This window comes from Flavobacterium sp. CLA17 (assembly GCF_013112255.2).
Classification (GTDB): Bacteria; Bacteroidota; Bacteroidia; order Flavobacteriales; family Flavobacteriaceae; genus Flavobacterium; species Flavobacterium circumlabens.
On the sequence record NZ_CP068294.1, the window covers coordinates 2,479,960 to 2,506,529 of the forward strand.

Consider the following 26,570-nt stretch of genomic DNA (forward strand, 5'->3'; position numbering starts at 1 on the left):
AAATGTACGATAGTTTTAAAACTGCTTTTCTCGATAAAGAATGGTCTGTTAGCCTCATTGTGATTACCGGTCTGATGCCCTTTATTGTATATTTCTCTCTTATTGGATTCCAATTAATTGAGGTAGATGATACCGGTACCTGGGATATTGAAATCTTGGTTTATTTTATTTTACTATTTCTTTCGGCATTGCTGGAAGAGATTTTATTCCGATTTATTCCTTATACAATGCTAATTAAAAATCCTTCCCTAAAAGATGTACTATTAGTTTCTCTTCTTTTTAGTGTTTTCCATATATTTAATTCGAATATCAATGTAATTGGTATTGTTAATCTTATCATAGCAGGTGTTCTCTTTAGTTTGATCTATTTAAAAACCAATTCAATTTTAGTGGTAAGCTTTATACATGCTTTTTGGAATTTTGCTATTGGCTGTTTGTTAGGAAGTAATATTAGTGGTATAAAAATAGAAAGCGTTTTCAAATACAAACCACTGGAACCGTTTTTCTTAAGTGGCGGATATTTTGGCTTTGAAGGTTCTGTTTTAACAGGTTTGGCTTTTTTGATTTTTTGTGTCTTTTTATATCACCAAAAGCCAAATGGTTTTGAAAAAGTATATAAGCCAAATGAACATTAGTGAAGATCCCGTACATACTATTGAAAACCTAATCCCCAGAAATAGTAGTAAAGGTATTTCGTTATACCTCGTTTTGGTCTTGGCAGTTATTGCATTCTTATTTTCATTGCCGATTATAAAAGTAGAAGTAAGCAGTCAGAGTCGTGGTATCGTGCGAAGTACTATGGATAAGGTGCCTTTACAGGTACTTGTAAATGGTAAAATTACACACTAAGACTTAAGAAATAAGGGTAAGACCGTAATTGTTATTGCACACCGCTTAAGTACCATTGCTAATGCTGATACGATATTAGTGATGGAAACGGAGGCATTGCAGAACAAGGCAATCATGCTGCGCTCTTGAATCTAAAAGGCAAATATTTTGAATTATGGCATAAACAGAGTTTGGTTTAACTGCTTTGTAAATATTCTTGTAACATTTGTTTTAGCTGAAAAAAATATTTTGCTGCTTTTTGTGTTGTGTTTTTTTATTTGCTGACAAGTTACGTTTAATTTTGTGGATATATAGTATACGATGCAATCATTGGTGCAAACAAACAATTTTTTAACCCTGCTAAATATTTTCTTTTGGGTTACCAAAATCGATTATTATAACATTTTAAAACTTGTTATTATTTGTCCTGTTTGTTTTTACAAGCTAAATTATTATACTAAAAAGGATAATGGAGCAATCATCATTAAAGATAAAAATTATGACTTAGGGCGATACTCTTTTTTAGTGGATGTATATAATTTATTCTTCCTATATGTTGGTAATCTTTACTTACTATCTTTATAAAAAGGTTTAAAATATTCTGTTTTCAGGATTGCTAAATTTAAAGCTTCAGTGAAGTGTGAAGTTAATGGGCAGTTGTAAATTAACCAAAAAATAAAAGGCTCCGGATTTTTCCGGAGCCTTTTTTAATTATCGGTTTTAAATTGACACCTAAAAAACAAGCAGGCTTTATTCGTTTTCAAATGAAAAACGACTACCTGTTGCGCTATATGATTTCTCTTCTTTTATTATTTGAGATTCATTTTTTTGTACATTTCATCGTATTTTTCGTAGTTGCGAAGGACAGTGGTAGGCGGGAGATTAAATTTACTGGCGATCTCTGATACGTTGCCGACACTGTTTATGGCATCTGTAAATCGGGTAGTATCTTCGGGTGTGTCTGTGAGGTTATTTCCTAAAAATATATTGAGGCGTTCTTCCTTGAACGTTTCGGGTGTGGTGCGGACTGAATTGACAATTAGTTTTCTAACTTTAGCGATAGCATTGTCTTTTAGGTTTGAACCATAATATTTTGATTTTTGCAAGAGGTTCTTATACAAGTCTGCCATACGCGAGAGGTCTTCTACTTCTGAGAAATTGTTCCAGAAGATATCATAACTCAGGCTGTCTACGACGCGATCCATGATGGAACCGGGCTTGAATTCCATCTTTTTGCCCACCGTTATCATACACTTGGCCATAATAGCCGAGACGATGGGTAGTTCTTCTGAATTGATTTGCTGCTCACTGTCTTTTAAGGCTTTGAGCATTGCAATGTCGGGCAGTTCCAGTATTGGGGTATCCCTAAATTCGATGTTATCCTGTTCATTTTCCGTAACCAAATGAAGGATGTGTACCAGTGCAACCAGATAGGGATGTTCTTTTATGGCAGTGCGGTCTGAAGCGGTGAGCAGTTTATAGTTATTGTAATCTTTGTAAGCATATTGAATTTTGTCGAGCAGCAGGTATTGGTTGTCCTGCCTGTTAAATCCAAATTTGTTGTCATAGTAGAAAAAACTGTTATAAAAATCGGGTGCCTGCTTGTAACGCAATAAAAACTGGGTTTGATACCCGTTATAAATGTAAAAGGGAAAAATCCTGCGTTTTCCTTTTTTTCTATACTTAAGAAAATACAGGCCCTTTCTGAGCCGGGCAGAAAAAATAACAACGGCAGCTTCCGGATCTACAAACGAATTGTCGTAGTCGAAACGGATATTTAGTTTTCCTTTTGGATCGAACAGGGAAAAATTTTCAACAAGATCGGTAATTATTTCCTCCTTATACGGGGCATCTTTGTCAAAAGCGGCTGCAAAAAAAAAGAAATTTGGGATCTTATTCTGATCGCCTGATGTACATTTTCTGCTCCCTATTTCGGCAGGAACTGAAAAATATTCGTGTGTGGTAGCAAATTCCATACTGGGTGAAGTCATCGGGTAATGGTAATCCAGGACGAAAGACTCATTTTGACTGACAGTGAGGAAGTATTCTTCGAAGTAGTCTATGAAAGAAGCTTTTAGCTGGTAAATTCCTTTGGACAATGAAAGTTCAAGGCTCTGTGTTTCTTCCTCCACAATGTTGTTCAGGCTGCCGTCGACGAGTACGAGCTGCAATCCCTCCAAGAACTGTCTGAAAGAAATATGAATGGTATATTTAGTATCAGAATCGTTCATAACTGATTGTTTTTGGGGAATAATTGATAAATGTTTTAGGCAGTACCGTTGTATCCAGATTGTCCTTTAACTGATGAAAACCTTTGGCCAGTTCCGGTAGTTTCAAAATCTGTCCGACTACCACGTCGCCTTGCCAGACACTTTCGAAATTCGGGCCGTAAAGCGTGACATTTGAATTGCGCTCAAAGGTGATTATACAATTATATTCAGGCAATATCACAGGGACGGTACAGATCAGAATCTGATCTCCGCCGTTTAGTGTATCGGCAGAAGCATCCTGTGTTTTTTTGAATTTTTCGGCATGGCTTTTAAAATTGTTACGGATATGATCTTTAAGGGCCAGTGCGGTAATTTGCCCGGTGCCGTCACTGTCTGCATCACCATTCAGGCTGTCAATAAGAAAAGTCGTAAAGGCACCCCTTTTTTTGTCAGACTCTGATTCTTTAGGCAGTGCATGGGTTTCTGCCCCACGATCCGGATCGCTTTCACTTACGGGATCCATTAGCACCTCATAGCTCAATTTGCCATAGGCAGTAGAGTTACAAATGAGTACTCTGGGATTTCTGTTCCCAATTGGAAGGTTCCACGAACCGGCAGGCGAATTGCCTTTAATCAGGGTGTCGTGTTCACGGCAGCAATCGAAGAAAATCAGTACCTCGTCAAACGCCCCTGCATTGGTAAACCAGGTGCGGTAATCCAGACCGGAAATGCAATGGTTGATCAGGGCCGGCCAAAGGCGGAGGCAAAGGGCTGTATTGTCGAAAGTGACGCCTATGCCATGTCCGGAGAAATAAAAATACAGCCTGTTTGTTTCGTTGTTGTTTCTGGCAGCACGGTTGATCCTATCGATGGCTATGTCAATTTCGGGACCGCTCACGAGCATGTCTTCGCTGTTTGATACAAACAGTTTGAGGTTTTCCTTTTGTACACCGCCTTTTGTTTCCAGCCAATTGGCAAAAGCTTTGGCATCTGCTACGGCACCCGACAGCGGTTTCTTCTCGTAATGGTCGATTCCTATAACAATAGCATAATTCATAATTAAATGATATTTATAGTGGAAAGGATTGATTTTAACGTGGCACTGTTGTTGTCAAAATCGCCGTGTCGCAAAGAATCGGTCCACATGCTGTTATCTGCATTTGCAATATCCTTTGACAGTGCCAGTTTGTTGTTTGTAATAAAGCTGTTTATTACTTTCAGTTCGTCAAATTTAGCGTAGCGCCCCTCCGCTTTGAACTGCTCATGAAGCCCCATTATTTTTGCATCTGTTTCGTCTTCAAACAAGCCCGATACAAGATAGAGCAGGGAGTAGGTGTAGAGGTATTTGACACAGAAATCTTTTTTCTCATACTGTTCTTCCATGGTAAACATCTTGAATTTTTTAAAGACCCCGTTTTCTTTTGCAGGGATCCCTTTTTCAATAAACAGGTCGGTCCTGCAGGCAGGTGCGAGAAAAACGACATTGTTGTATTTTAGCTGCCTGAAGTTTTCGGATGTTGCGGCCAGCATATTGCAGATTGCGATAGAGCCTGCACTATGGCCTACAAGTTCAATCGTGAATTTTTTACCGGCGGTTTGTCTTTTTTCGTAATGTCTTTCCAGAAGCTTAAGGAAATAGGTTCCGGCATGTAAATCGGCACCAGATAGTCCTTCGTTATCGGCAAACATTTGTTCGGCTTTTTCTTTCATTTCAGACCAGCCCCATTTGCCGATGCGGTCTATATAAAGTTTCCTGAAAGTTTCTTCTACAACGGTAGGGTAGAAATCATGATGGGTTTCCTTTGCGTAACGCTTAAGCACAGCAAACGCAATTTTGGCTACAAGCGTACCCAGCGTAAGTAATAATCCTTTTGAATCGTCCCCATCAGGATCAGTTTCTGCTACTTCAATTTCTTCTTCCACCATTTCACTTTCTGCGCGGATCATCCTGTCGCTATCCTTTTTAAGATCGGCAAAAAAGCCTGTTTCATCTTCTTCATCAAATAGAATACTTCCGCCTCTGCTGCCTCTGTCTGCACTATTTTTGAGTTGATCGTTCAGTTCGGCAAACGGATATTCTTTTAGTTTTTCTGTTTCTATAGTTGCATTGTCCAGCATTTCGCCGCCACCCCGGGAGTCAACACCCAGCTTTTTGCCGACAAGTTTAATGACAAAATTCAGTACTTTCCGGAATTGGCTTTCTGTACTCTTTAAGCTTAGGTTTTCTACTATGGTTTCCCAGAGTCCTGTTTCCCAGACGAACGTAACAGCATGTGTTTTGGAAGGAGCATCTGCGAAGTTGGCACGCATCACTTCTGCCGATCCCATTCCGCTGGTTTCATTCACAAGTCCGCCGTGAAAGTATACGAGCAATCTTTCGATGTCGTTATCCTCCAGGTGTTTGAACAGGTTGTCGATATCGGAGGGATCACTGTCGTAGTCTCCGGATTTTTTAAATGTTCCGCCCTGTCCGACGTTGATGTAATAGATTTTTTCAGGATTTGTCATTGGATTATGGTTGTTTTTGGTTGTTAATCTACTGGAGATGTTTAGTGTATGGCGAGAAAAGTATGCACTTCCAACCTGAACATCATGAAAAAAGCGGCTCCTGTTTTCTTAGAGAATAAAATTTTCCGTCTTACCCATGTTTGGATAGTAGTTGATCAGATTTTATTATCAGAGAACTGTCTTAAAAGTTTTCGGGTCAACAGTTTAACAATCAGTGCTTTATTTTGGATAATAAAATAAAAAGTAAATTTAAAAATAAAAAGGAGAGTAGTAACGGGTAAAAACACCCGATTATTTTAGGGGTATTTACCCATTGGAAAAGAACTAATATGGGTTTGTTATACTATTTAAAATTAGATAAATGTTTTTAGAGTCGTAACATTCCTAATTTAGGGCAGATTTTATTATGGTCCCGAATCCTTTATAAGAATTTTGAATAAAAACGGAATAAAAGCACGCTTAATTAAAGTGTAATAGTTTTAAATAACAGCTTATAAAATTTTTACCGCTATAGGCCGGCGTGCGTTAAATGCTAAATTTTGTTATTGATTTTAAGATTATTGATTTGTAAAAACCTTATTAAGTATTTATATAGTACTTTTGAAAAAAATTAAATCACTTCAACATGATAAGTTCTGAAAATTCATTCGAAACTTCTAAAGACATAAAAGAGAAAGAGCCGGTAAAAATAATTTTGGCTGAGGATGATAAAGATGATCAGGAATTATTCATGGAAGCCCTTAATGCAACAAAAGTTCCTTCTGAAGTAATTACGGTAGAAAACGGGAAGGAATTGGTTGACACCCTGAAAGGTGGGGAACCGAAACCTGATATGATTTTTATCGATATTAATATGCCAATCAAAGGAGGTAAGGAGGCACTGGCAGAGATAAAAAGCGATGAAGAACTTAAAGAAATTCCCGCAGTTATGCTCTCCACTTCCAACCACCCTAAAGATATTGAAGATACTTTTAATAATGGGGCAAACCTCTTTATACAAAAACCAAATTCCTTTACGGGCTTTATTCTGATTCTTAAAAAAGTATTCATGCTCCACTGGTCAAAAGCTTTAATCAATCCGATAAAAAATATATTTTTTGTTTCTGAAAAGAATATAACTCAGGACAATTAACAATACTGAATATTGTAAAAAACCATGTGCCGCGATTTGCCCACAAAACTCAAAATTTTAATTTTTGCCACATTTCTTTGCCTAATCTACTGTCGGATATTATTTGGTTTCAATAATATTTCCAGTTTCAGCCAGGCCGGATTTTACTTTTTGGGCTGTTTTTCCAATTAGCAGATTAATATTCGAAAAATAGGAGGGAAGACCTTCAGCAGCATTAGTTATATCAGTTCTAATCTCAAAATGAAGGTGTGGAAAAAAGGAGCTGCCCGAAACACCAATCTGTGCAATTTCCTGTCCGGATTTTACCCAATCTCCCTTTTTATACTTTAAACTGTTTTCTTTTAAATGACCATAAATACTTACTGAACCATCTTTATGCTCCATTGCAATACAATTTCCATATAGTTCCAAAGGATTTTCTTTAAGCTTGGGGATGTCAAAATTTTTATCGTCTTTGTGATCGCCTGTCGCATAGAGTATTTTTCCATCAGCAGCTGCATAAACTGAATTTCCAAAACCAAAATAATCAGAATTGTTTTCTCCTTTGTTTTTAAATTGATTGTTATTGGAATCAAGTATTACAAAATCATAGGCATAACGCATGAAATTTGATTTTAAATCCAGCAATCTGACAGGCTCGAAATTATAGTCGAATCTTCGGTGATGTGAGTTATAATCATGCGCATCATATACAAGGATACGACCTTTTAAGGGTAATTTATACGTTGTTTTTTGTTGATATTTTTTAGGTATAACACTGGTTTTTACAACGGTTTCATTCTCTTTCGGATCACTAAAAATCCATTCGAATTCTAATTTTGCCAAAGTAAATGAATTATCAAATTCGGAAAAAGGATTAAATACCAAATGACTTTCCTTCCCATTCCAGTTGCGGGTTGGTACTAATAAAATACTGGGAGCAGTGCCATTATTATCAAGAAATCTTGTGTGAATCAAATGATTTTGATTGTCAAAAACCAAAACTTTAATACGTTGTAAAGTCAGTGTGTCTGTAGATTGATTTGAAATTAAAAAATCAAAATTGAGGATTTGTTTAGTGTCACTTTGCTCTATAAAAATTGAAGATGGTTTTGAATCAATCAAAATTTTATTTTGAGCGTAAGTCGGAATTCCGGAAAAAAATAATAGCAATGCGATGTAATAAACTGTTCTCATCTTTAATAGTTTTGGTGGTTATCTTATTTAAGACGATGATTTTTTTTTTAGGTTACATTAGCTCGTACATTTTACAATTAAAATAGCAGATCATTTAAAAAGCGGTAAAAAAGTTTTAAGGGTTGTGTCAAATTCAACAAAATTATTTCAAAGATGGAGAATTTAAATCAGCAGTAAATAAAATTTTTCTTTTTAAATAAAACTATTAGATTTATCTCCATCAGCTAATAATGTAAGGACATAGATCAGTTGTACAGATTAAAATTTATTTCATCACAAACAATGAGTTGTTTTGTATTGCTTGCCTAACAAGTTAACTGTGGTTTTGCATAGGTATATGCGTTAAATTTCTGAAAATCAAATGTCAAAAAAATAGTTTAAAATGAGAAATGAAAATAGCTTACACCCAAAAAAAACCTACAAACTATGGAGAAATTATTTAGAGCTCATCTGGAAAAAATAATTACACTAACCGATGAAGAGTTTGAGTATATAAAGTCTCATTTTTCAGTAATGAATTTTAAGAGACGTGATTTTCTTATTAGAAAAGGCGAAAAGGTTACCTATGTATTCTGGGTAATTTCAGGGCTTTTAAAGCTAAATTATGTAGATGACGCAGATAAGAATCATGTCGTAGCTTTTGCTATGGAAGACTGGTGGGAAGGGGATTATTATGCATTCTTTAACCAAAGTTCAGCAACAATGTCCCTACAGGCACTTGAAGATACCCAGGTGCTTTGTATGACTCTTGACAGTTATAATACTTTATGCAGGGAGTTTCACAAAATGGCCTACTTCTTTCTTGAGAAAGCCAACAAGGGGCACATTAGCTCTCAGCAGCGAATACTGGAATTAATAAGCACGAATGCCAAAGAGCGCTATGATAAGCTCCTGAATCGATATCCGGTACTTTTCCAGCGCGTCTCCCACACCCTTATCGCCTCTTATCTTGGTGTAACCCGGGAGACACTCAGCAGGCTTACAGCACAATAATGTTTGTTACATGATAATTGTGAGATTTGTCACGATTAATAAATTAGGCTTTTTATGAACTTTGTCTTATTAATTTAAAACATCTGATTATGGAAAGATTTGCTAAAGTTTTAGTACTTACATTATTAACTGTTGCACCTGTTGCGGCGCAAAATACAAAAGAAAAACAAATGGAAAAAAGAGAATTCAGTCCGTGGAAATGGCAGGACGAGCTCAGCTATGTACAGGCTGTTGAGGTAAAAAATGTACAGAGTACCTTATATGTTTCTGGTCAGGCAGCAGTGCATAGCGATGGCACATCCAGTAATGCCGATATGCGTACCCAACTTGGACTGGCAATACAGAACCTTGAAAAAGTAATCAGCGAGGCGGGTTATGACCCTAAAAATATCGTTAGGCTGACTATTTACTCGACTTCCTCAAAAGAGTTTATCGAAAATTGCTTTGACATATTCAAGGATTTCGTAGCAAAACACGGAATGAAACAGGCACTTACTCTGCTACAGGTAGTTGCTTTGAATGAAACACTGAATATAGAGTTGGAAGCTACTGTAGTGAAATAATAATTTAAAACGTTTTAGCTATTTAGCCCTCTATTGAAATGCCCTCAAAAAATCAGACACTTTTTGAGGGCATTTTTTATTAGAAAAGAGAAAATGATAGTAATGATTTTTTTGAGTTGATCTGTGTAAAATTACATCTGACACGAATAGGATATTGCATTGCCCTAATGACTATCATTAGAAATAAAGCATTTAATGTTCAACTTCTATTGCAATTTTACCGTAGAAATTTTCATCACCGGCTTTTGTTTCCAAAAGTTTATGAGCTTTACCAATATCTGATAAAGGAAAAATTTTGGTTAAAACAGGTTTTAGTTTTTTACTTTCTACGAGTTTAGTCAGTTCATCCAGTTTATTTCTGCTTTGTCTTGTAAAAACAAAATGATAGGTTGCATTTTTCCCCCAGGCTGCAACAAGGTTTTGTGGCTTCTCAATATCAACCAAAGTAACTACTTGTCCTAACTGACTAAGTATTTTTCCACTATCAGAAAGAGTGTTACCACCGATAGTATCAATGATTACATCTACTCCTTTATTGTTCGTTAATCGATTAATCGCCTGAAGGTAGTCTTCATTTTCGTAATCAATGACATAATCTGCCCCCAACTCAAGAAGAAACGGGTGGTGAACTTTTCTCGCTGTTGTAAATACGGTTGCTCCGATAGCTTTAGCAATTTGAATAGTGGGTATTCCCACTCCGCCTGCACCTCCGTGAATCAATATAGTCTGGTTAATTTTAAGTTGTGCTCTTGTAACAAGCATTTCCCACGCAGTACCAGCAGCTAATGGAAGCGTTGCAGCTTCTAAATGACTTATGTTTTTAGGTTTTAGACCGATAATAGATTCGGGAGCACAGTGATATTGTGCATAGCTTCCTTGTCCATTAAAAATTTCAGGGGAATAATAAACTTCATCGCCTATTTTAAAATTTTCAACCCCGGGGCCAATTTCCACGATCACACCTGAGATATCGTGTCCTGTAATAACAGGCAGGGTTAATTCATTTTTATAATCTCCGCGACGGACCTGAAAATCCAAAGGATTGACGGAAGAGGCCAGAACCTTTACTAAAACTTCTTTAGATTTTGGTTGGGGTGTGGGTATTTCTGTAATTTTAAAACTTTCAAAAGACCCGAATTCATTTAATATTGCTGCTTTCATATACTATATTTAAGTTAGATGTTTCATTAAAAGGCTGAAAAAATATTGTTTTGAGAAATTTTGATTTCTAATTAATACTGTTTCAGGCTGCTAATTATTTAGATAAGGTTGCCATAAATTCAACAATCTCTGCTGCAATCTCTGTTACATGGGTTTCTAACGCAAAATGACCTGTATTGTAGAATATAAGTTTAGCCTTAGGTAAATCTTTTTTGTAAGCCTCTGCCCCCTGAGGTAAGAAATAAGGATCCTTATTTCCCCAGACTAATAAAGTCTTTGGCTGGTATTTTTTAAAGTATTCATGAAATTTCGGATATAATGCTACATTTGTTCTGTAGTCTTTAACCAGGTCCAATTGTATTTCAATATTTCCTTCTCTGTCTAAAAATTTCTGATCAAGTGTATAAGCCTCAGGTGCTATTAAGGATGGATCGGATACCCCATGATGGTATTGAAACCATGTTGCTTCCTTGGAAACAAAATCCTTTAAGGCTATTCTGTTTTCGGGAGTAGATTCATTCCAATATCTTTGAATAGGATCCCACTCAGTACTTAGTCCTTCTTTGTAAGCATTTCCATTCTGAGAAATAATTCCTGTGATCTTTTCAGGATTGTTCATCGCTAATCTAAATCCAACAGGAGCTCCATAATCAAATACATAAATGGCAAAACGTTTCATTTTTAGCTGATCAGTGAAGGCTTGCATTGTTGTAGCTAAGTTTTCAAATGTGTAATTAAACTCCTTATGATCCGGAGAATCTGAAAAGCCAAATCCCGGCAAATCAGGTGCTATGATGTGATAGTCTTTGCTTAGAATTGGAATTAAATTTCTAAACATATGAGACGATGTTGGATATCCGTGTAATAGCAGTAGGGTTGGTTTAGTTGCATCTCCTGATTCTCTATAGAATATATTTAATCCATTTACTTTAATGTTTTGATAGTGAATTGAATGATTGTCCATGTTTTGATTTTTTAAAATTAAATTTTGCTGCGATTGTGCCATTGCACTGTTACTAATGAATAGCGTTAGCGATAAGCTTGCTATGGTTTGTGTAATTGTTTTTTTCATCTTAATTATTTTGATTGTCAAAGATAAATCATACATTTGATTACTAAAAACGATTAATTGTGATTGTATAAATCATAAAAAGTGATATTAATATGAATACAAATGATTTAAAAATATTTGAAGCAGTTGCAGAGAGCGGCAGCTTTACTAAAGCTGCAGATAGAATGTTTACGGTTCAATCTAATGTTACAGCAAGGATAAAGAGTCTTGAAGAAGAATTCGATACAAAACTTTTTTCCCGTACCTCCCGTAAGGTAGAGCTAACGGATGAGGGACAATTATTGATGAAATATGCTAAACAAATTCAGTATTTAGTGGAAGAAGCTAAAAATGAAATTAAAAGTAGTGATACAGTTAACGGGCATTTGGTCATAGGCTGTATGGAGACTACGATGGCATTAAAAGCGCCCGAAATATTATTGGCTTTTGGAGAGAAATACCCTGCTGTGGAATTAGAATTTAAATCTGATGACAGGGATATGCTTATTTCAGATGTTTTAAATTATAAACTTGATGCTGCTTTTGTTTCGGCTCCTTTAAATGTAAACGGACTGGAAAAAATAAAGATAAAAGAAGAACAACTTGTAATTTTAGCCTCTTCAAAGGAATCATCTTTAAATAATTTAGTGACAAAAGAAGCATTAAAATCTATAGTATTTGATAATGGCTGTATTTTTAGAGAGCGCTTAGAATCTTGGTTTAGCCATAAAGGGATTCATAATTACAAAAGTATTGAGCTCAACTCTATTGAAGGAATTATAAACTTTGTTGAAGCAGGTTTAGGGATTAGTCTATTACCGGAAGAGGTGATATCTAAATATTATGAGGGAAGAAAAATTTGCACTTATCCTTTGAACAAACAATTAGGAACAATGACTACTTTGTTAGTATATAGAAAAGACAAAACGACATCCAGGGCTTTGCAAGGCTTTATTGATCTGTATTTGCAGGATATCATTTAAGGAATTAATCTCTAATAGTTTATTTTAGTGCGTAAAGTATATTTGTATTGATAAAAGGCTCCGGATTTTCCCCCGGAGCTTTTTTGTGCAGTATCTTTTTCATTTAAGGTCTTACTGCTTAACTGCCAGTAACATTCGTTTTTTCAGTACCTACATTATTTTATAATTATAGTCATATTCGAAACCAGAACATCGGCCCCGTCGTTGCCGCTGTAACGCTGCAGGTAAAAATCAATATAATCGCCGGTATTTAATTCAATAGAGGCATTAATAGGAAGGGTTACAATATCACTGGCAGCATTTCCGCGGCCGTAAAATTTAAATTGCGGCATTGCCACGCCATTTTTGTACAGGTGTACAATATAGGTACCTGCTGACGGAACCTGAAAATTGACCGCTCCGGATACCTGAAAGATCCTTTTCTTTTTACCCACATATTTTAGCCTGTTGTAAGTAGCATCTGTTGAAAATCGAAATAAATTGCCCGATACCGTAGGAATTGACGCTGAATAGATTCGTAAATTGGCGCTGGGAGTAGAAGTGCTTAAGTTAAGGGGTATAGCACCTCCGGTTTCGGCATCCATAGAAAAATCTCCTGTTGCATTGGTATCGGCTTCATTCGGAATCCCGGCAGCCCTGACGGTCCAGGCATTACTAAAATTGTAGCCGGTATACGTAGCTGCAGCTGCATAAGGCTTAACATAATTAGCCGGTGTAGTGCCTGTAAAAACTACAGATTCTAAAACAGCATCACCACTAATGGCCAGACCGGCCGTAGCAACATCCAGACCATACGCTCCCGGACCCACATTAGAGAAACCTCCTTGTTTTTCGATCAGCGTAAAGTTGCCTGTAAATTTTTCGTAGGTTCCGGCATTATTGACAAACCACGCCTGATTGCTTAATAGTAACTGACCTATATTATTGTAGGTAATACCATTTGTATTTCCTGAAAAATTGACAATACTCAGGAAAACCAATCCATAACCGGATACCGTTCCAATACTGGCAGCATTGGCAATTATAGTATCCCGAAGTAAAAAAGTTGCCGTTGCTAAAGCCGCATTTAAATTAAAAACAGTTGCACCCGGGGCTAAAATGGTAACGCTCCTAATGCTGCCGCCAGTGGTCCCGTCGAACAGAATTCCGGATGTTCTATACATAATATCTTCGTTGGCGTCCAGACCTTGTATATAAGCATTATTGAGGTCTATCGGAAAATTAAAAGTCACCATACCATTTATTTCATATAAGGTATTGGAAGTCAGTACATATTTCGCACCGCCACCGGCAGCCAGTTCTGTTGCGAGCACGACGGCTAAATTATCTGTTGATTTGATACGTTTAAAATTTAATCTTGACGTTTGACTGCTATTAAGAGCGGCCCAGACGGTAGTACTGTAATAATAAAATGATTTTAAATTGGTATCGTAAACCAGTAATCCGTCAGCGGGTGCAGGGATAGCGATCCTCTGAGCGGTTGTCATACGAGGAGCAAGCATACCCTGCGTGGTAGAAGATATATCTAAAACCGAACTTGCATTGGGCGTAACAGTACCAATACCAACTTGTGCATTGCCCGAAAGGGTCAGGAAAAAGAAAAACAGTAATAGGAGAATTTTAGTATTCTGACGAGTAAAGGTTATTACCATAATTTAGTTATGAATTGAAAATGGATTAAATAAAAGGGGGCTTTTTGATCCTGATGAAATGGGTATTATCTGCCGGAATTCGAGATGATTACTTTTTGGGTAATTTTTACATTCTCTGCGGTCAGGAAGGTGGCGATATAAACACCGGAACTTATTCCCGAAGTCGAAAAAATATAGTTTGGTTCGGCTTCTAAAGGCTCTTTAGAAAGCACAGCCCTTCCAAGGATATCATAAAGCACAAATGATTTCATGATTTGATTATCGGGATTCATCGCTTTTAAAACTTTACCGGCATTGTCCTGAGTAATAAAAAAATTAGTTTTACTATCTTCCTTTGTGCCCAGTGTCTGATTGGTAAAGCTTATTTTAAAACGGTCGGTATAGGTTCCGGGAGCAACGGTAACTTCGTAGGTACCCTTTGTAATATCATGATAAGAATTATCCAGTGAATCGTAAAGATAAACGGCCTGCGAAAAATCAAAATCTACCATTTCAGGAATATAAAACTGAAAGGTGGTACTGGCGGCGGCTTTTACCGACAGCGGAATTTTTTTAGATAAATCGAAAGCAACGCCCTCAATCACATAATTTCCGTTTTCAATCCAGAAAGCTACGTCATTAGGAAGATCTTCATCCATATTTTTGGCATCAATGCCCCTGTCAACGCCGTCAGTTGCTCCGGAAACTAAGGCTAAGGCAAGCTGTCTGGTAAATTCTTTATTGATGATGGTATTCAGCTTAAAATAAGGAATGGGAGGAGGGGGAACGGGTGGGCCGTTTTTAATAGCGCTTGTATTTCTGGCCGGTTTTTCGAATTGTGACACGCTATTGTCTTCCTTATAAAAAACCCGGTGTGCATTTCTAAATGTGACGGTTCCGTTTGTAGTGCCATTGATTAGAAATCCCTGACCGATTGGAAGGTATTTTCGGGATACAACAGGACTTGTTCCCGTTGGTGGATTATTGTTTACCGTTCCGTTGCTGTTGTACGATCTGAATGCTGCAGCTGTGTAGATACCGTTGGACTCTATGCTGACAGGTGAGTACGCAGCATAACCGCCTTTGTAAGCAGACAGATAATGAGAGTTTACATTTTTATCCTGCTGCCAGAAATAGGCCACACCCGTTGCGGCAGTATTGGCGGGATCTAAAAGAAAAGCATTGAGATGTAAGGCAGACGGGTAGGGATTTCCTGTAAGTGTTGCCGCATTGTTAGCCCCGACAGCCACTATAATATCTCCGTCGTTTGGCTTTCCTCTGAAATCATATCTCTGACGGCCCGTGCCCGGGTTGTTTACGATTCCGGTTCCCTCAGGATCTATTTGGTCAGACCCGCTGGTTCCCTTCATCGTAAAACCTTCCCCAGGTGCAAGTGCAGTGGTACTTCCCACAGGTATCCACTGCGAATAGTTATTGGCAATGGTCAGTTTGTAAATCCAATGTGTGGCTATGGTCAGTGGACTGGCCAGGCCATTGTAACTGCCAACAGGCAACAAGACAGCACCGGATGATGTGGTTGAAGTTACAGGCTGATACAGCTGCGTAATTCCAAAATTATTATTGATGGCGGAGGCTGCCGTATTTCCTACGGGAGAACACCAATAGTTATAATCAAAATGATCAGAAGTTCCCTCCTGATAGACAGACATATTTCCTGTTCCGGTATTGGCCGAAAGGCCTGTTGTACCCTGTACCAATTGGGAATTGTTTCTTAAGTAAAGATTTGAATTGGCAGCTAAATTTATATTCTGACCCACATACAATACCTGAGCTTTTACGTACACGGGTGTATTGGCCCCTATTGCTATTTGGGAAAAGCTCTGACAAGAAATAAAAACAGTTAATAAGAGTAAAGTTTTTTTCATATTGCTTTTGGTTTAATTATTAGACAGGTGAGACCGTTTCCATTTAAAGGGTAACTCTATTTCCTTTTGATACTACTATAACCTCCCAATACAACACCTGCCGTTGCTAATAGGAAGAGCATGGAATCAATAGGCACCACTACAGGTTCATCCGGCAAACCGGGCGGAGGGGGATTTGCTGAAAAAGCCAGCAGGGGCATAAGAAAAAGGAAACAGTAGGCGAGTTTTTTCATTATTTTGGATTACAGTTACGTAAAGTGATAATAGAATTGGTAAAAATTACAGGAGGATTTCCGGTTGAATACTAAGGCAAATTAAGCGGAATAGCCTTTAAGTTAAAAGGGAGAAGTAATAACTGACTTTAATAGGGAATAACTGTTTACCAAAAATGGACAGATTGTTAAAGAAGTTGCCCGGTATGCCCGTAACTGTACTGCAAATAGGGCAAGTGGTTGATTTTGAAATGCTTTTACAGCACAGCTTTACGTCATAGTATGGAGTCGTTTAGCCTGATGTAGCCACAGAAAGGGAATGCGATAGGAATAGAGTGTCTTTTTGTGTGCTTTTTGACTAATAGGCAGAAAAAACAAAAACAGATTTAAAAAATTTTTAACGGTCCTGCTGGAAATTGCGCCTGATTTACTGAGGTGATGGCACAAAAAATCTAAACTTTAAATTGAATTTAAAGTGATCGGGGGAGTAAATTTTAAAAGAATAAGCGTTGCTAGACAATACGGTCCAGAAATTCTTTGGTTATGGGTTTAACGTGAAAAGAAATTACATTCTTATTACTGTTAGATCGGGCTATGTCTTCATTGTCTATTGTTGATGATATAATATAGGCCTTACAATGCTTTTTTACAGCAGCGGATAGTTTCTCGTAGGCCTCCAGAAATTCAAATCCGGACATTAAAGGCATGTAGATATCCACAAACAGTACCTGAGGTAATTCAGAGATATTGTCCTGATTGTCCTGAAGATATTTCATGGCCTCTTCCGCTTCTGAATAAAGCAACACTTTTTTGCCAAAATTATTCTGAGTGATCATACGGGATGCAATGTAAAGATCTATGACGTTATCATCAATAATCATTACGGTATCAAATTTTGGTGTTAATGCTTCTATCATGGTTTCAAATTTTTTAGTGTGATAATAAATGTGGTTCCAATGCCTTCTTCCGATTGTATGGCTATAGAACCCTGCAATATTTCTATGGCATCCTTTACGATATACAAGCCGATACCCGAGCCCTCTTTTTTGCCTGAAAGCCGAAAAAACATGTCATATATTTTTTGATGATAGGCCGGAGCAATTCCGATCCCGTTATCGGTTATGGTTAAATGAAGGTTTTCCGGGTCTGAATGTCCGGCTATTTTTACAGATCTCCCGGATTCTTCTTTCTTCTGGTATTTGATGGCATTGGAGATAAGGTTTTCCAGAATGGTATTAAAACGCAGCCGGTCTGTATAAAACGGCTGCTGTTCCTGAACTGCAATTTCATAATGAATTCCCTTTGCATCTCTCGTACTTTGAAGCGAATTGACTACCTCAGACAGCGTCTCCTTAATCGAAATTTTTTCGACTTCAACTCCGGTACGTTTGTTTCGCGAGTAACTTAAAATGTTTTTAATAAAGTCATCCAGACGATTGATGCTGGAGTGTATCATTTCAGCATGTATAACGGTATCAGGCTCCCGGCTTTCTGTTTCAATAAAAGAAAGCAGACCAAGGATAGAGGTTAGGGGAGAACGTAAATCATGGGAAACGCTGTACACAAATTTATCCAGCTCTGAATTGGTTTTGAGGAGTTCCTTATTTCTTTTTTCCAGATTGATTCCGGCTTTGGTCTGATCGGAGATATCATTCGAAAGAATTAGCCTTGCCCGGGATCCTTCATACATGATATCATGCGCTATAATCTCCACCGGAAAAACAGATCCGTCCTTTCTGAGGTGATTCCATTTTCCCCTGTTGTAATTGGATCTTTTAATTTCTGAAGGATCGCTGGATTTGATGAAATGATTTCTCTCCTTACTGGGTCTTATGTCTAAAGCAGTCATAGAAAGGAATTCGTCTCGGCTGTATCCATATTGCAGAATGGCCATTTTGTTGACATCGAGAAATTTAAAAGTGACCAGATCGATCACCCACATGGGCATCGGATTGTTATCAAAGAGATACCTGTATTTTTTTTCGCTTTTTTTTAGCTCTTTTTGTGCCAGTTTCATATCTGTAATATCGGCAAGGACAATAACCGCTCCTGTGATCCGGCCTTCAGCATCACGGAAAGGAACCGGGTAAGGCAGTACATAGCGTTTATCTCCGTTGGGACGTTCGATAACGATCTGCTTGCTGGGGTTTGAATCCTCTTCTGTCAGTGCTGTGGAAAGCGAACACATACTTAGCGGTTCAGGGTTATTTTTAGCAGCGTTACTCTTCCAGGAATCGTACCATAAATCTTTGCCTATTTCCGGTTTTCTTCCCCATAAAGCCACTGCAGCCTTATTATAAATTACGATTCGTCCTTTGTGATCGCAGGAATAGGTTGCAACGGGTAATTTGTAGATGAGCTCCTTATACATTTTTTCCCGTTCTTCGATTTTTTTACGGGATAGTACCTGCTCTGTTACATCATTGGCAAAGACAAGAATACCATCAATATTGTTATCGGTGTCCCTATGGGCCTGGCAAATGAAATTTAAATAGGAATCTTCCGGTTTTTCGTTACCGGACCGATTAAATTCGATGAGCATCTCATTAGCTGAAAAGGTTTCCCCTGTTTTATAGACCGTATCTAATATTTCAAAAATTCCCTGGGTTTCAAGTTCAGGCAATACTTCTTTTACGGTTTTGCCTATAATATCTTTTGTATCGATTAATTGTAAATAAAGTTCATTTGCCAATTCAAACACATGGTTGGGACCTTTTAAAATGGCCATTGAGGAAGGTGCGTGAGAAAACAGATTAGAGAACCGCCGCCTTTCGATTTCAAAAGCTTTTTCGACGTTTTTTTTCGCGGTAATATCTCTGCCTGTATAGTAGCTCATTTTTTTTACATCATCCCATACGGCAGACCATTGCAAATAAACCGTACTGCCGTTGTTGTGTCTGAACCTGTTTTCAAATATAGGCAACTGGCCCCCGTTGCTGCTATCGAAATCGGTATGTACGGTAGTTTCAGCATCTTCAGGAAACAGGAGATCGATATATGGTTTGCCGATTAATTCTTCGGGCCGGTAGCCTAAAATACGCTCCGAGGCTTTATTCACCCAAATAAACTTTCCGTTTTCATCACAGGAACAGATCAGGTCCATTGAAAAATCCAGAATTTTGCCCAGATCCTGTAAGGATTCCTGCAAAGCAGGGATAGGATCAGATTTTTCTTTTGTTGTTTTGCTTTCCGTTATACTGTAGCGCGGCATTACGGTTCTTTCTGCTTCCGTTTGGTAAGTTTCGCGGGTCTTCCTGCTTTTTTTTAGCGCACTGTTTACTTTTGAAGTTAAACTATTCAGGTCTGTTTTGAATACGATGTCGTTTACTCCGGTTTGTATAAGCACTATGGCTTTTTCTACCGTAATGGCTGGTACCACAAAAATAAAAGGGGTTTGCGGTGTCAGTTTTTGCTTCATTCTAAAAAGTGCCATTCCGTCGAAGGATGGGAACGTATCATTCGAAAGAATAAGGTCTGGTTTGAAATGATGAAGTGCCGCTTCATACGCCTTTTTTGAGGAAACAATTTCGACGATACAATTGATAATACCGGTCTTCAACTCGTGTTGAATCCACTCAATAGCAGCGGGGTTTTGCTCAGCAATTAATAATTTTGTTTTCATAGCTCTGATTCAGTTTGTATTAGTTCGAATTACCTTAAAACAGGAAGCCGTTTTTATTCTTTAAGTTTTATAAATTTATTAAAATCATCTTGTCGTCTTTTCGCAACCGATAAAATTATACCATTGGAAAGTTCACAGAAATAGCCGTCTTTTTTTGAAATTTTAACGATATGACGGAGATTGATGATATAGGAATGATGTATTCTGAAAAAATGGCTGTTGTCCAGAATAGTCGTGTATTCTCCCAGATTTCTGCTTGACATGATATTGCTTCCGTTGGAAAGAACAAAAACAGTATATTTTCCGTCTGCTTTGCAAAAAATAATTTCGGCCATGGGTATGAGTTCTATTTTTTCCAAAAACGCGACGGCTACATAATCATTGGATTGACTGGCAGAGTTGAGGATATTAATACTATTGATTTTATGATTCTGATAGGAGCGCTCCATTTCCCTTCTTTTGATTACTTTATAAACGGCTAAAATGATGGCATTAAAATCAGTTGGTTTCAATAAAAAATCAATTGCATTGTGTTTAAATGCCTTAATTGCGTACTCTTTTTCTGCTGATATAAAGACCAGTTTTGGAATGCTGAAGTCTAATTGTTCCAGCATTTCGAAAAAAAGATCATCCTTAAATACAATATCCAGAAAAATAAGATCCGGTTTTTTTGCTTTTAGGAGCGCAGTTCCGTCACTGATGCAATGGGCATCACCGATTATTTCCATAATCATGGCGTTGTCCTCTCCAAATTTTTTTAAAATCAGCAGCGTCTCTTTTTCCTGGGATATGACTATGGCATTTATAGGATTCATACGCTTTTTTGGTGTTTGTAAATTCAAACGATACATTAATGGATCAAAACTATTTCTAACGTACTGATTTGTAGGTTTTTATTGTAATAATAATCGTAAATCGCAAAATAGAAATTACAGCAATACTTTGATATGGGATGCGGAAATTAATGAAAAGTAATAAGTGTGCTTCAACAGGTATAAGTGGGAATAAAATGGATCTAACTGTATATTCAAATATAGTACTTGGGGTAGGAATCCATTTATACAATTAACCTTAATTATTATACATTTAGTGGTATAAATAATTAAAAATCAATTTTTTAGACGGTTTGTTTTAGCGCCTTACATCAGGATTTTTAAAGGCAGGCTGTAGAAAAAAAAGCAAAAACAACTATATTTATTTCAGATCTCAGGTTGTTTCTGACGCAAAATCAGGACAATTAAAAAATTTAAATGGAAAACCCGTCTGTACTCTTAAGTACGAGACGGGCGTCCATAAACATAATCTTCCATTTTATGTTTACTCAAAAATCTGTAACAGCAGAGCCTGCCGTATGCAGTGGAATTTTATTTTAAAGCGTTCATTTTACACTACTGCAAAAAAATGCACTATTCAAAGTCAGCGATTAGATTCAATTGTACTCCGATACACCAGATGTAGTCAGGTTATCAAAGGTGCGCTTTATGAACTGTCTTTTATTACAGGCTGGATGTAATTAGTTGTATAATTAGCATCTCGCTCTATTACCAGATTTTAAATACAGTACTGATCTCTGATTTAATTTGGGCTGTATCCTATAGAAACCTTAATTTTTCTTCTTCGATATCTAAAGAATGCATTTGCCTTCTGATAATGGACTCGTCTATATTCAGATCGCTTCTGTTTTTTTCAAGTAACCATTGCCGTTGCTGGTTTAATAAATCGAGATAAATAACTTTCAGTTCGTTTCCTATGGATTCATCCTCTATTCCGTTACTGTATTGTTCCCATTTTAGAATGAGATGCTGCAAGGCCGCATTGTTTTCTACCTGGTCACTATAATTTATTTTTAAATAATTTACGGCATACTCCGCCAGTTCTTGTCGTATGTTTTTATAAACTTCATCCCGTGACAAAGAATCGTCCAGAGTAGTAAAATTAATTTTTCTGATAAAGTAGGGAAGTGTTAAGCCCTGAATGAGCAGGGTAAGAAGAATAACAATAAAAGTGATGAACAAAATAAGGTTCCGCTGCGGAAAGCCATTACCATTGTTCAGGTAAACCGGTATCGATAAAGCGGCGGCTAAGGAAACCACGCCTCTCATCCCGGTCCAGCCGAGTATAAAGGGTGCTTTTAAGCCCGGATTTTTGCTGTCGGCTACGGTTATGAAATTACGTGCAATCATGGTGATGACCACAGCACCGTAGGAAGATAATATTCTGCTGATGATTAAAACCAGGGTAATCATAATGCCATACCCGATGGCTGATAAAAGACTGACCCCTTCGAGTCCGCGGGTAATTTGCGGAAGATCCAGTCCGATTAGCATAAAAACAAAACCGTTCAATATAAAACAAAAACTTTCCCATACGTTTATGCCCTGCAAACGGGATTTGCTGGTCAGGAAACGGTGTCTGTTATTAGACAACAGCAATCCGCCGCTTACAACGGCCAATACACCCGAGCAGTGTACCTGCTCAGCAGACAGGTATATTATATAAGGGGTGAGTAATGACAGCACGATATCTGCATTGTTATCGGTAGGAAGGTATTTATGGGCTTTCATGAAAATCCATCCAATCAATAAACCAATAGTGACACCGCCAATAATCATCCAGCCAAAACTTGTTGCCGCTTTGTAGAATAAAAATTGCTCGGTGGCGACGGCGATCATCGCAAATCTGAAAATGATCAGTGAGGAAGCATCGTTCAATAAACTTTCGCCTTCTAATATAGACGAAATCGCTTTGGGAACTTTAACAAACTTTAAAATGGCACCGGCACTAACAGCATCCGGCGGAGATACAATACCACCCAATACAAAACCTAATGCCAAGGAAAATCCCGGAATAAAATAATTGGCAACCAGCGCCACGGAAAGTGCAGAGAGAAAAACAACTACAAAGGCAAAACTGGTAATAATTCTCCGCCAGCGCCATAATTCTTTCCACGAAACTTTCCATGCGGCTTCGTAAAGCAACGGGGGCAAAAAAATAAAAAAGATGAGATCCGGTTCTATATTGATAACAGGGATACCGGGAATAAAACTTATAATCAGTCCGGCCAGTACCAACAGTATGGGGTACGCTACTTTTATTTTATTGGCCAGCATAATCAGCAATAAAATGACAATTAATATACCGAGATAAAAGGGGAAATCTTTAAGCATTGGTTTGGTTATAAAAATGGTTTATAATGAATAGGTGCCATCAGCTAAATAATTAATCTTGCCTGCAAATATACTGTTCCCCTTATTACTATGTTAAAGTATTTGTCCCAATCCGTTAAAATTTTAGGAATAGCAGCGATATATTTAGGTTTCGGAACCGGAAAGGCAGTTGAGCTGCCGGAATCTTTTGATTTTATCCTCTTACATGTAGTCTTCTATTTCCGAATCGTTCCTGTAGATCTGCTTACTGGCAGGTTTTTTTAGCACTTACTATAACGATTGAATTACTTTATTGCATTGTTCGTCTTTTTAATCCTTGCTGTCCGGACAAAGTATTTTTTATAAGACAGGAGTAGAAAGAGTAATGAAAAAAACAGCTCTGAAATGTTTTATCTTCTGTTTTTTTATATTGAGAAAAGACCGCTGAAAATGAAAATAAACAGCTATAACTTTTGATTGCCGGAAGAAATAGTGATGCAGGGGATTTATTTTCATAAGTACTGATTGTAATTGTAGAAGTACCGTCTTATTCTGCGATTCTCAAAAAGTTGTATATAAAGATGATATAAAAAAACCGTCTGGAAACAGACGGTCTTTAAATAGTTTACAACGGACGATCCGTATTAATTTCATCATCGTCATCGATACCATCAAGGCCTTCGTTCTCAAAATTTTCACCTCCCAGTTCGTTACTGTCCTCTTCGTTACTGAGTTCTTCATCCAGTTGTTCGATATCGAGTTCAGGTGTATTGAATTCGTTGTTCCCGAGATTCTCATTATCAAGTTTTTCGATATTGAGATCATTTCCGTAATCCGGTTCTGCATTGCTGGTAATGGAATGATCTTCGGAAAGATTTTGTGCTTCCTGACCTTCATATCTTTTTTCGTTATTTTGAAAACCCTGATCTTCCTGACCGTAATTTTCTCTTTCGTCTCTATTCATGATACTATATTTTAAAATTATTTTTAGTTGTTATTTAGTGCTTTCCATTTGATAAACTTCTCCCTTTTTAATTGTGGTTACAGTTGAATCGTATTTTCCTGCAGTTCAATTCATTATTATTAAAACAAATTTCGACTATGGAATTATCTTCTGCTTACAGAATTAGAATTGCAATCTTATAACTTTTGCATTACTCAGTGAATCAGCTGCTTTGATTTCAATCAGTTGTTTTGATTCCGTCAATGCTACTGGAAGTAAGGTTATAACATAAAAGGATAATTGTGTAAGAAAAAAAGTAGTCCCTATTTTATATTTGAATCCTACAAACTAAATTTCCATAGTATGAAAAAGTTCATTAAATCAATAATCATGTTAGGCCTTATTCTAACAGGACTTCTATTTTCCTGTAAAAAACAGGACGGATACAGCGATGAAGTTCAAACGACCCAAACTCCTGTTGATACTACAAACGGAACAGTAAGCGATAGTGCGGGTGTACATAATACGGATGCGAATGCCCCAATGACAGGTACCCAGGCGGCGGGCGCTCAATCTACAGGTTCTCAATCCGGAGTTTCCAGTTCCGGTAATACCGGATCCGGAAATAATAATACGAAAGGTACCGGAACAGGAAGCGGTCCCGGACCCAGTGCAAAAGACGGGTCTGCTTATGCCCCTTCATCCGATCCTAAAAATGCCGTAAATAGCGATACCATTAAAAAAAAGGCAAGTAAGACGCAAAACTAAATGTTGTATTTTGATGTTTTGTGTTTTAAGTGGAAAGCCTGTAATGAAATCATTACAGGCTTTTTGTTGGAAGCCGCTGCCGAATGATTATTTTTATTTTAAATTTGAAATGAATTTTAAATTTTTAATAAGAGACAATCCAAAATGGCAGCAGCGACGATTTATTTTTATATTCCGAAACAAGTTACCATACTGGACTTAGCCGGCGTTTTAGAAGTTTTTCAGGAAGCTAAAAATTTAGGACTTCTTTATACGTTAAAATTTATCAGCAGTAACCCTGTGATCACTTCTTCATCCGGATTAGAACTTTCATCCGTCACACACTTTTCAAAAGCACATCCGAAAGAAAATGATATTATAGTTATCTCCGGATTCAGTTCCGGTCAAATCAATAAAATAACAGAAGATATCGTCTTTTTCGAATGGCTTGAGAAAGCAAATTCACTTCAGACTACAATAGCAAGCATTTGTAACGGGGCATTTATTCTTGCGAAATCCGGGTTATTGGATTTTAAAGAATGTACTACGCACTGGAAATTAATCGAAAAATTTAAAAAAGATTTCCCTCTTTTAAAAGTACAAAGCAATACGCTATATACCAAAGCAGACAATTTATATACCAGTGCAGGTATCGTAACGGGGATTGATCTGGCCCTGTTTCTTATAGAAGAACGTCATGGTAAAGAGGTTGCCGTAACCATTGCCAGAGAATTAGTGGTATACAAGAGAAGACAAGGCAGCGATCAGCAGGAAAGTGTCTATCTGCAAAATAGAAATCATCGCGACGAAAAAATCCACATAGTTCAGGATTGGATTATTTACAATCTGGAGAAAACGTCTACTATTGATTTTCTGGCCGATCTGGTTCATATTGGTCCCAGAAACCTGACGCGGATTTTTAAGAAAAAAACCGGAGTAACGATCGCGGAGTACCGGACAAAACTGAGAATCGAAAAATCAAAAAGCCTGTTGATCCATTCGGATTATAAAATAGAAAATATTGCCCATTTATGCGGATACAAAACCTCAAAGCAATTACGGGTTGTTCTGGAGACACACCTTCATGAATTACCTACGGAAATTAAAAACAGGCTGTCTTAAAACGACTATCTTTTGTCCTTGTTTGCATACTCAATTAGCTGATACATTTGTATAACGAATTAAATCACTAAAAACATGAAACTTAGAGAACACAATACCGCTTTGATCATCATAGATGTGCAAAAAGGTTTTAATGACGAAAATTATTGGGGCGGCAATAGAAATAACAAGGATGCGGAAGTAAAAATAACACAGATTCTTGAAAAATGGAGGTCTCTTAAACTCCCGGTATTTCATATTGTTCACAGTTCGGTACACCCGGACTCTAAATTACACGAATCAAATGCAGGATTTGAAATTAAAGAGGAAGTAAAGCCAATTGAAGGTGAAACTATCCTTGTAAAAAATGTAAACAGTGCTTTTATAGGAACTGATTTAAAAGAGCTGCTGGATCACCGGAAAATTAACAAATTGGTCCTTGTAGGATTAACAACCAACCACTGCGTTTCAACGACAGCAAGAATGGCCGGCAATTTAGGATTTGACAATTGGGTAATTTCCGATGCTACGGCTACTTTTGACAGGATCGGAATAAAGGGAGAAAAGTTCGACTCAGAATTAATTCATCAGATCTCTTTAGCAAGTTTGCACAATGAATTTTCGCAGGTAATTGATACCGAAAAATTATTTGATTTAGTTTAAGCCAACATTTAAAA

Annotated in this window: 22 protein-coding genes; 9 read left to right on the forward strand and 13 right to left on the reverse strand. The window is 37.3% G+C overall.

The features are described 5' to 3' along the window. Nucleotides 1-2: 2 nt before the first annotated feature. Both HAV12_RS10290 and HAV12_RS10295 read left to right on the forward strand, forming a co-directional pair. Nucleotides 3-635 carry a CPBP family intramembrane glutamic endopeptidase gene (locus HAV12_RS10290; protein ID WP_171569565.1) on the forward strand — a complete coding sequence of 211 codons (633 nt, stop codon included), beginning with the start codon at nt 3-5 and terminating at the stop codon, nt 633-635. After that, nucleotides 625-849, forward strand: coding sequence for a hypothetical protein (locus HAV12_RS10295; RefSeq protein ID WP_205423363.1), 225 nt, complete (start codon nt 625-627; stop codon nt 847-849). The genes HAV12_RS10290 and HAV12_RS10295 overlap by 11 nt, the downstream gene beginning before the upstream one ends. A 788-nt stretch (nt 850-1,637) precedes the next feature. On the opposite strand, the gene HAV12_RS10300 is transcribed toward HAV12_RS10295, so the two are convergent. Genes HAV12_RS10300 through HAV12_RS10310 form a run of 3 tightly spaced genes read right to left on the reverse strand, consistent with a single transcriptional unit; the run spans nt 1,638 to nt 5,546 of the window. After that, nucleotides 1,638-3,059: a hypothetical protein gene (locus HAV12_RS10300; RefSeq protein ID WP_171569566.1), complete on the reverse strand. Its 1,422-nt coding sequence runs from the start codon at nt 3,057-3,059 to the stop codon at nt 1,638-1,640. Further along, nucleotides 3,046-4,095 carry a caspase family protein gene (locus HAV12_RS10305; RefSeq protein WP_171569567.1) on the reverse strand — a complete coding sequence of 350 codons (1,050 nt, stop codon included), beginning with the start codon at nt 4,093-4,095 and terminating at the stop codon, nt 3,046-3,048. The genes HAV12_RS10300 and HAV12_RS10305 overlap by 14 nt, the downstream gene beginning before the upstream one ends. 2 nt (nt 4,096-4,097) lie before the next feature. After that, complete coding sequence (locus tag HAV12_RS10310; protein ID WP_171569568.1) at nt 4,098-5,546, reverse strand: hypothetical protein; 1,449 nt, start codon at nt 5,544-5,546, stop codon at nt 4,098-4,100. Between the two features lie 625 nt (nt 5,547-6,171). Here HAV12_RS10310 and HAV12_RS10315 point away from each other — a divergent pair. Beyond that, nucleotides 6,172-6,678: a response regulator gene (locus tag HAV12_RS10315; protein WP_171569569.1), complete on the forward strand. Its 507-nt coding sequence runs from the start codon at nt 6,172-6,174 to the stop codon at nt 6,676-6,678. A 99-nt stretch (nt 6,679-6,777) separates the two neighbouring features. Here HAV12_RS10315 and HAV12_RS10320 read toward each other — a convergent pair whose 3' ends face one another. After that, nucleotides 6,778-7,854, reverse strand: coding sequence for a M23 family metallopeptidase (locus HAV12_RS10320; protein WP_171569570.1), 1,077 nt, complete (start codon nt 7,852-7,854; stop codon nt 6,778-6,780). 513 nt (nt 7,855-8,367) lie between these two features. Here HAV12_RS10320 and HAV12_RS10325 point away from each other — a divergent pair. Together HAV12_RS10325 and HAV12_RS10330 are read left to right on the forward strand one after the other, a co-directional pair. Then, the gene (locus HAV12_RS10325) at nt 8,368-8,847 is read left to right on the forward strand and encodes a Crp/Fnr family transcriptional regulator (protein ID WP_370528494.1); all 480 of its coding nucleotides are present in this window, start codon (nt 8,368-8,370) and stop codon (nt 8,845-8,847) included. 170 nt (nt 8,848-9,017) lie between these two features. Then, complete coding sequence (locus HAV12_RS10330; RefSeq protein ID WP_171571665.1) at nt 9,018-9,410, forward strand: RidA family protein; 393 nt, start codon at nt 9,018-9,020, stop codon at nt 9,408-9,410. A 192-nt stretch (nt 9,411-9,602) separates the two neighbouring features. Here the strand turns inward: HAV12_RS10330 and HAV12_RS10335 are convergent, their stop codons facing one another. Beyond that, entirely contained in the window at nt 9,603-10,571 is a 969-nt protein-coding gene (locus HAV12_RS10335; protein ID WP_171569572.1) for a zinc-dependent alcohol dehydrogenase family protein, read from the reverse strand. A 94-nt stretch (nt 10,572-10,665) separates the two neighbouring features. Further along, a complete protein-coding gene (locus tag HAV12_RS10340) occupies nt 10,666-11,643 on the reverse strand; it encodes an alpha/beta fold hydrolase (protein ID WP_171569573.1) in 978 nt (325 codons plus the stop codon). Between the two features lie 92 nt (nt 11,644-11,735). On the opposite strand from HAV12_RS10340, the gene HAV12_RS10345 reads away from it, so the two are divergent. Continuing rightward, complete coding sequence (locus HAV12_RS10345) at nt 11,736-12,605, forward strand: LysR family transcriptional regulator (RefSeq protein WP_171569574.1); 870 nt, start codon at nt 11,736-11,738, stop codon at nt 12,603-12,605. A gap of 155 nt (nt 12,606-12,760) precedes the next feature. Here HAV12_RS10345 and HAV12_RS10350 read toward each other — a convergent pair whose 3' ends face one another. The 7 genes from HAV12_RS10350 to HAV12_RS10380 form a co-directional block, all read right to left on the reverse strand. Continuing rightward, nucleotides 12,761-14,257: a hypothetical protein gene (locus tag HAV12_RS10350; RefSeq protein WP_171569575.1), complete on the reverse strand. Its 1,497-nt coding sequence runs from the start codon at nt 14,255-14,257 to the stop codon at nt 12,761-12,763. 65 nt (nt 14,258-14,322) lie between these two features. Next, nucleotides 14,323-16,122 carry a T9SS type A sorting domain-containing protein gene (locus tag HAV12_RS10355; protein WP_171569576.1) on the reverse strand — a complete coding sequence of 600 codons (1,800 nt, stop codon included), beginning with the start codon at nt 16,120-16,122 and terminating at the stop codon, nt 14,323-14,325. 724 nt (nt 16,123-16,846) lie between these two features. Next, on the reverse strand, nt 16,847-17,251 hold the full coding sequence (locus tag HAV12_RS10360; protein WP_132037510.1) for a response regulator: 405 nt from the start codon (nt 17,249-17,251) through the stop codon (nt 16,847-16,849). Beyond that, nucleotides 17,248-19,956: a PAS domain S-box protein gene (locus HAV12_RS10365; RefSeq protein ID WP_171569578.1), complete on the reverse strand. Its 2,709-nt coding sequence runs from the start codon at nt 19,954-19,956 to the stop codon at nt 17,248-17,250. Before HAV12_RS10365 ends, HAV12_RS10360 begins: the two co-directional genes overlap by 4 nt. Before the next feature lie 53 nt (nt 19,957-20,009). Next, nucleotides 20,010-20,771 (reverse strand): LytTR family DNA-binding domain-containing protein, encoded by a 762-nt coding sequence (locus tag HAV12_RS10370; protein WP_171569579.1) that lies wholly within the window; start codon nt 20,769-20,771, stop codon nt 20,010-20,012. 777 nt (nt 20,772-21,548) lie between these two features. Then, nucleotides 21,549-23,123 (reverse strand): Na+/H+ antiporter, encoded by a 1,575-nt coding sequence (locus HAV12_RS10375; protein ID WP_171569580.1) that lies wholly within the window; start codon nt 23,121-23,123, stop codon nt 21,549-21,551. Nucleotides 23,124-23,727: 604 nt separating this feature from the next. Beyond that, nucleotides 23,728-24,066: a hypothetical protein gene (locus HAV12_RS10380; protein WP_171569581.1), complete on the reverse strand. Its 339-nt coding sequence runs from the start codon at nt 24,064-24,066 to the stop codon at nt 23,728-23,730. Between the two features lie 342 nt (nt 24,067-24,408). Here HAV12_RS10380 and HAV12_RS10385 point away from each other — a divergent pair, with 342 nt between their 5' ends. The 3 genes from HAV12_RS10385 to HAV12_RS10395 all read left to right on the forward strand — a co-directional run bounded on the left by HAV12_RS10385 (nt 24,409) and on the right by HAV12_RS10395 (nt 26,556). Continuing rightward, nucleotides 24,409-24,813 carry a hypothetical protein gene (locus HAV12_RS10385; protein WP_205423364.1) on the forward strand — a complete coding sequence of 135 codons (405 nt, stop codon included), beginning with the start codon at nt 24,409-24,411 and terminating at the stop codon, nt 24,811-24,813. A 144-nt stretch (nt 24,814-24,957) separates the two neighbouring features. Further along, the gene (locus tag HAV12_RS10390) at nt 24,958-25,914 is read left to right on the forward strand and encodes a GlxA family transcriptional regulator (RefSeq protein ID WP_171569583.1); all 957 of its coding nucleotides are present in this window, start codon (nt 24,958-24,960) and stop codon (nt 25,912-25,914) included. Between the two features lie 75 nt (nt 25,915-25,989). After that, complete coding sequence (locus HAV12_RS10395; RefSeq protein ID WP_171569584.1) at nt 25,990-26,556, forward strand: cysteine hydrolase family protein; 567 nt, start codon at nt 25,990-25,992, stop codon at nt 26,554-26,556. Nucleotides 26,557-26,570: the final 14 nt, after the last annotated feature.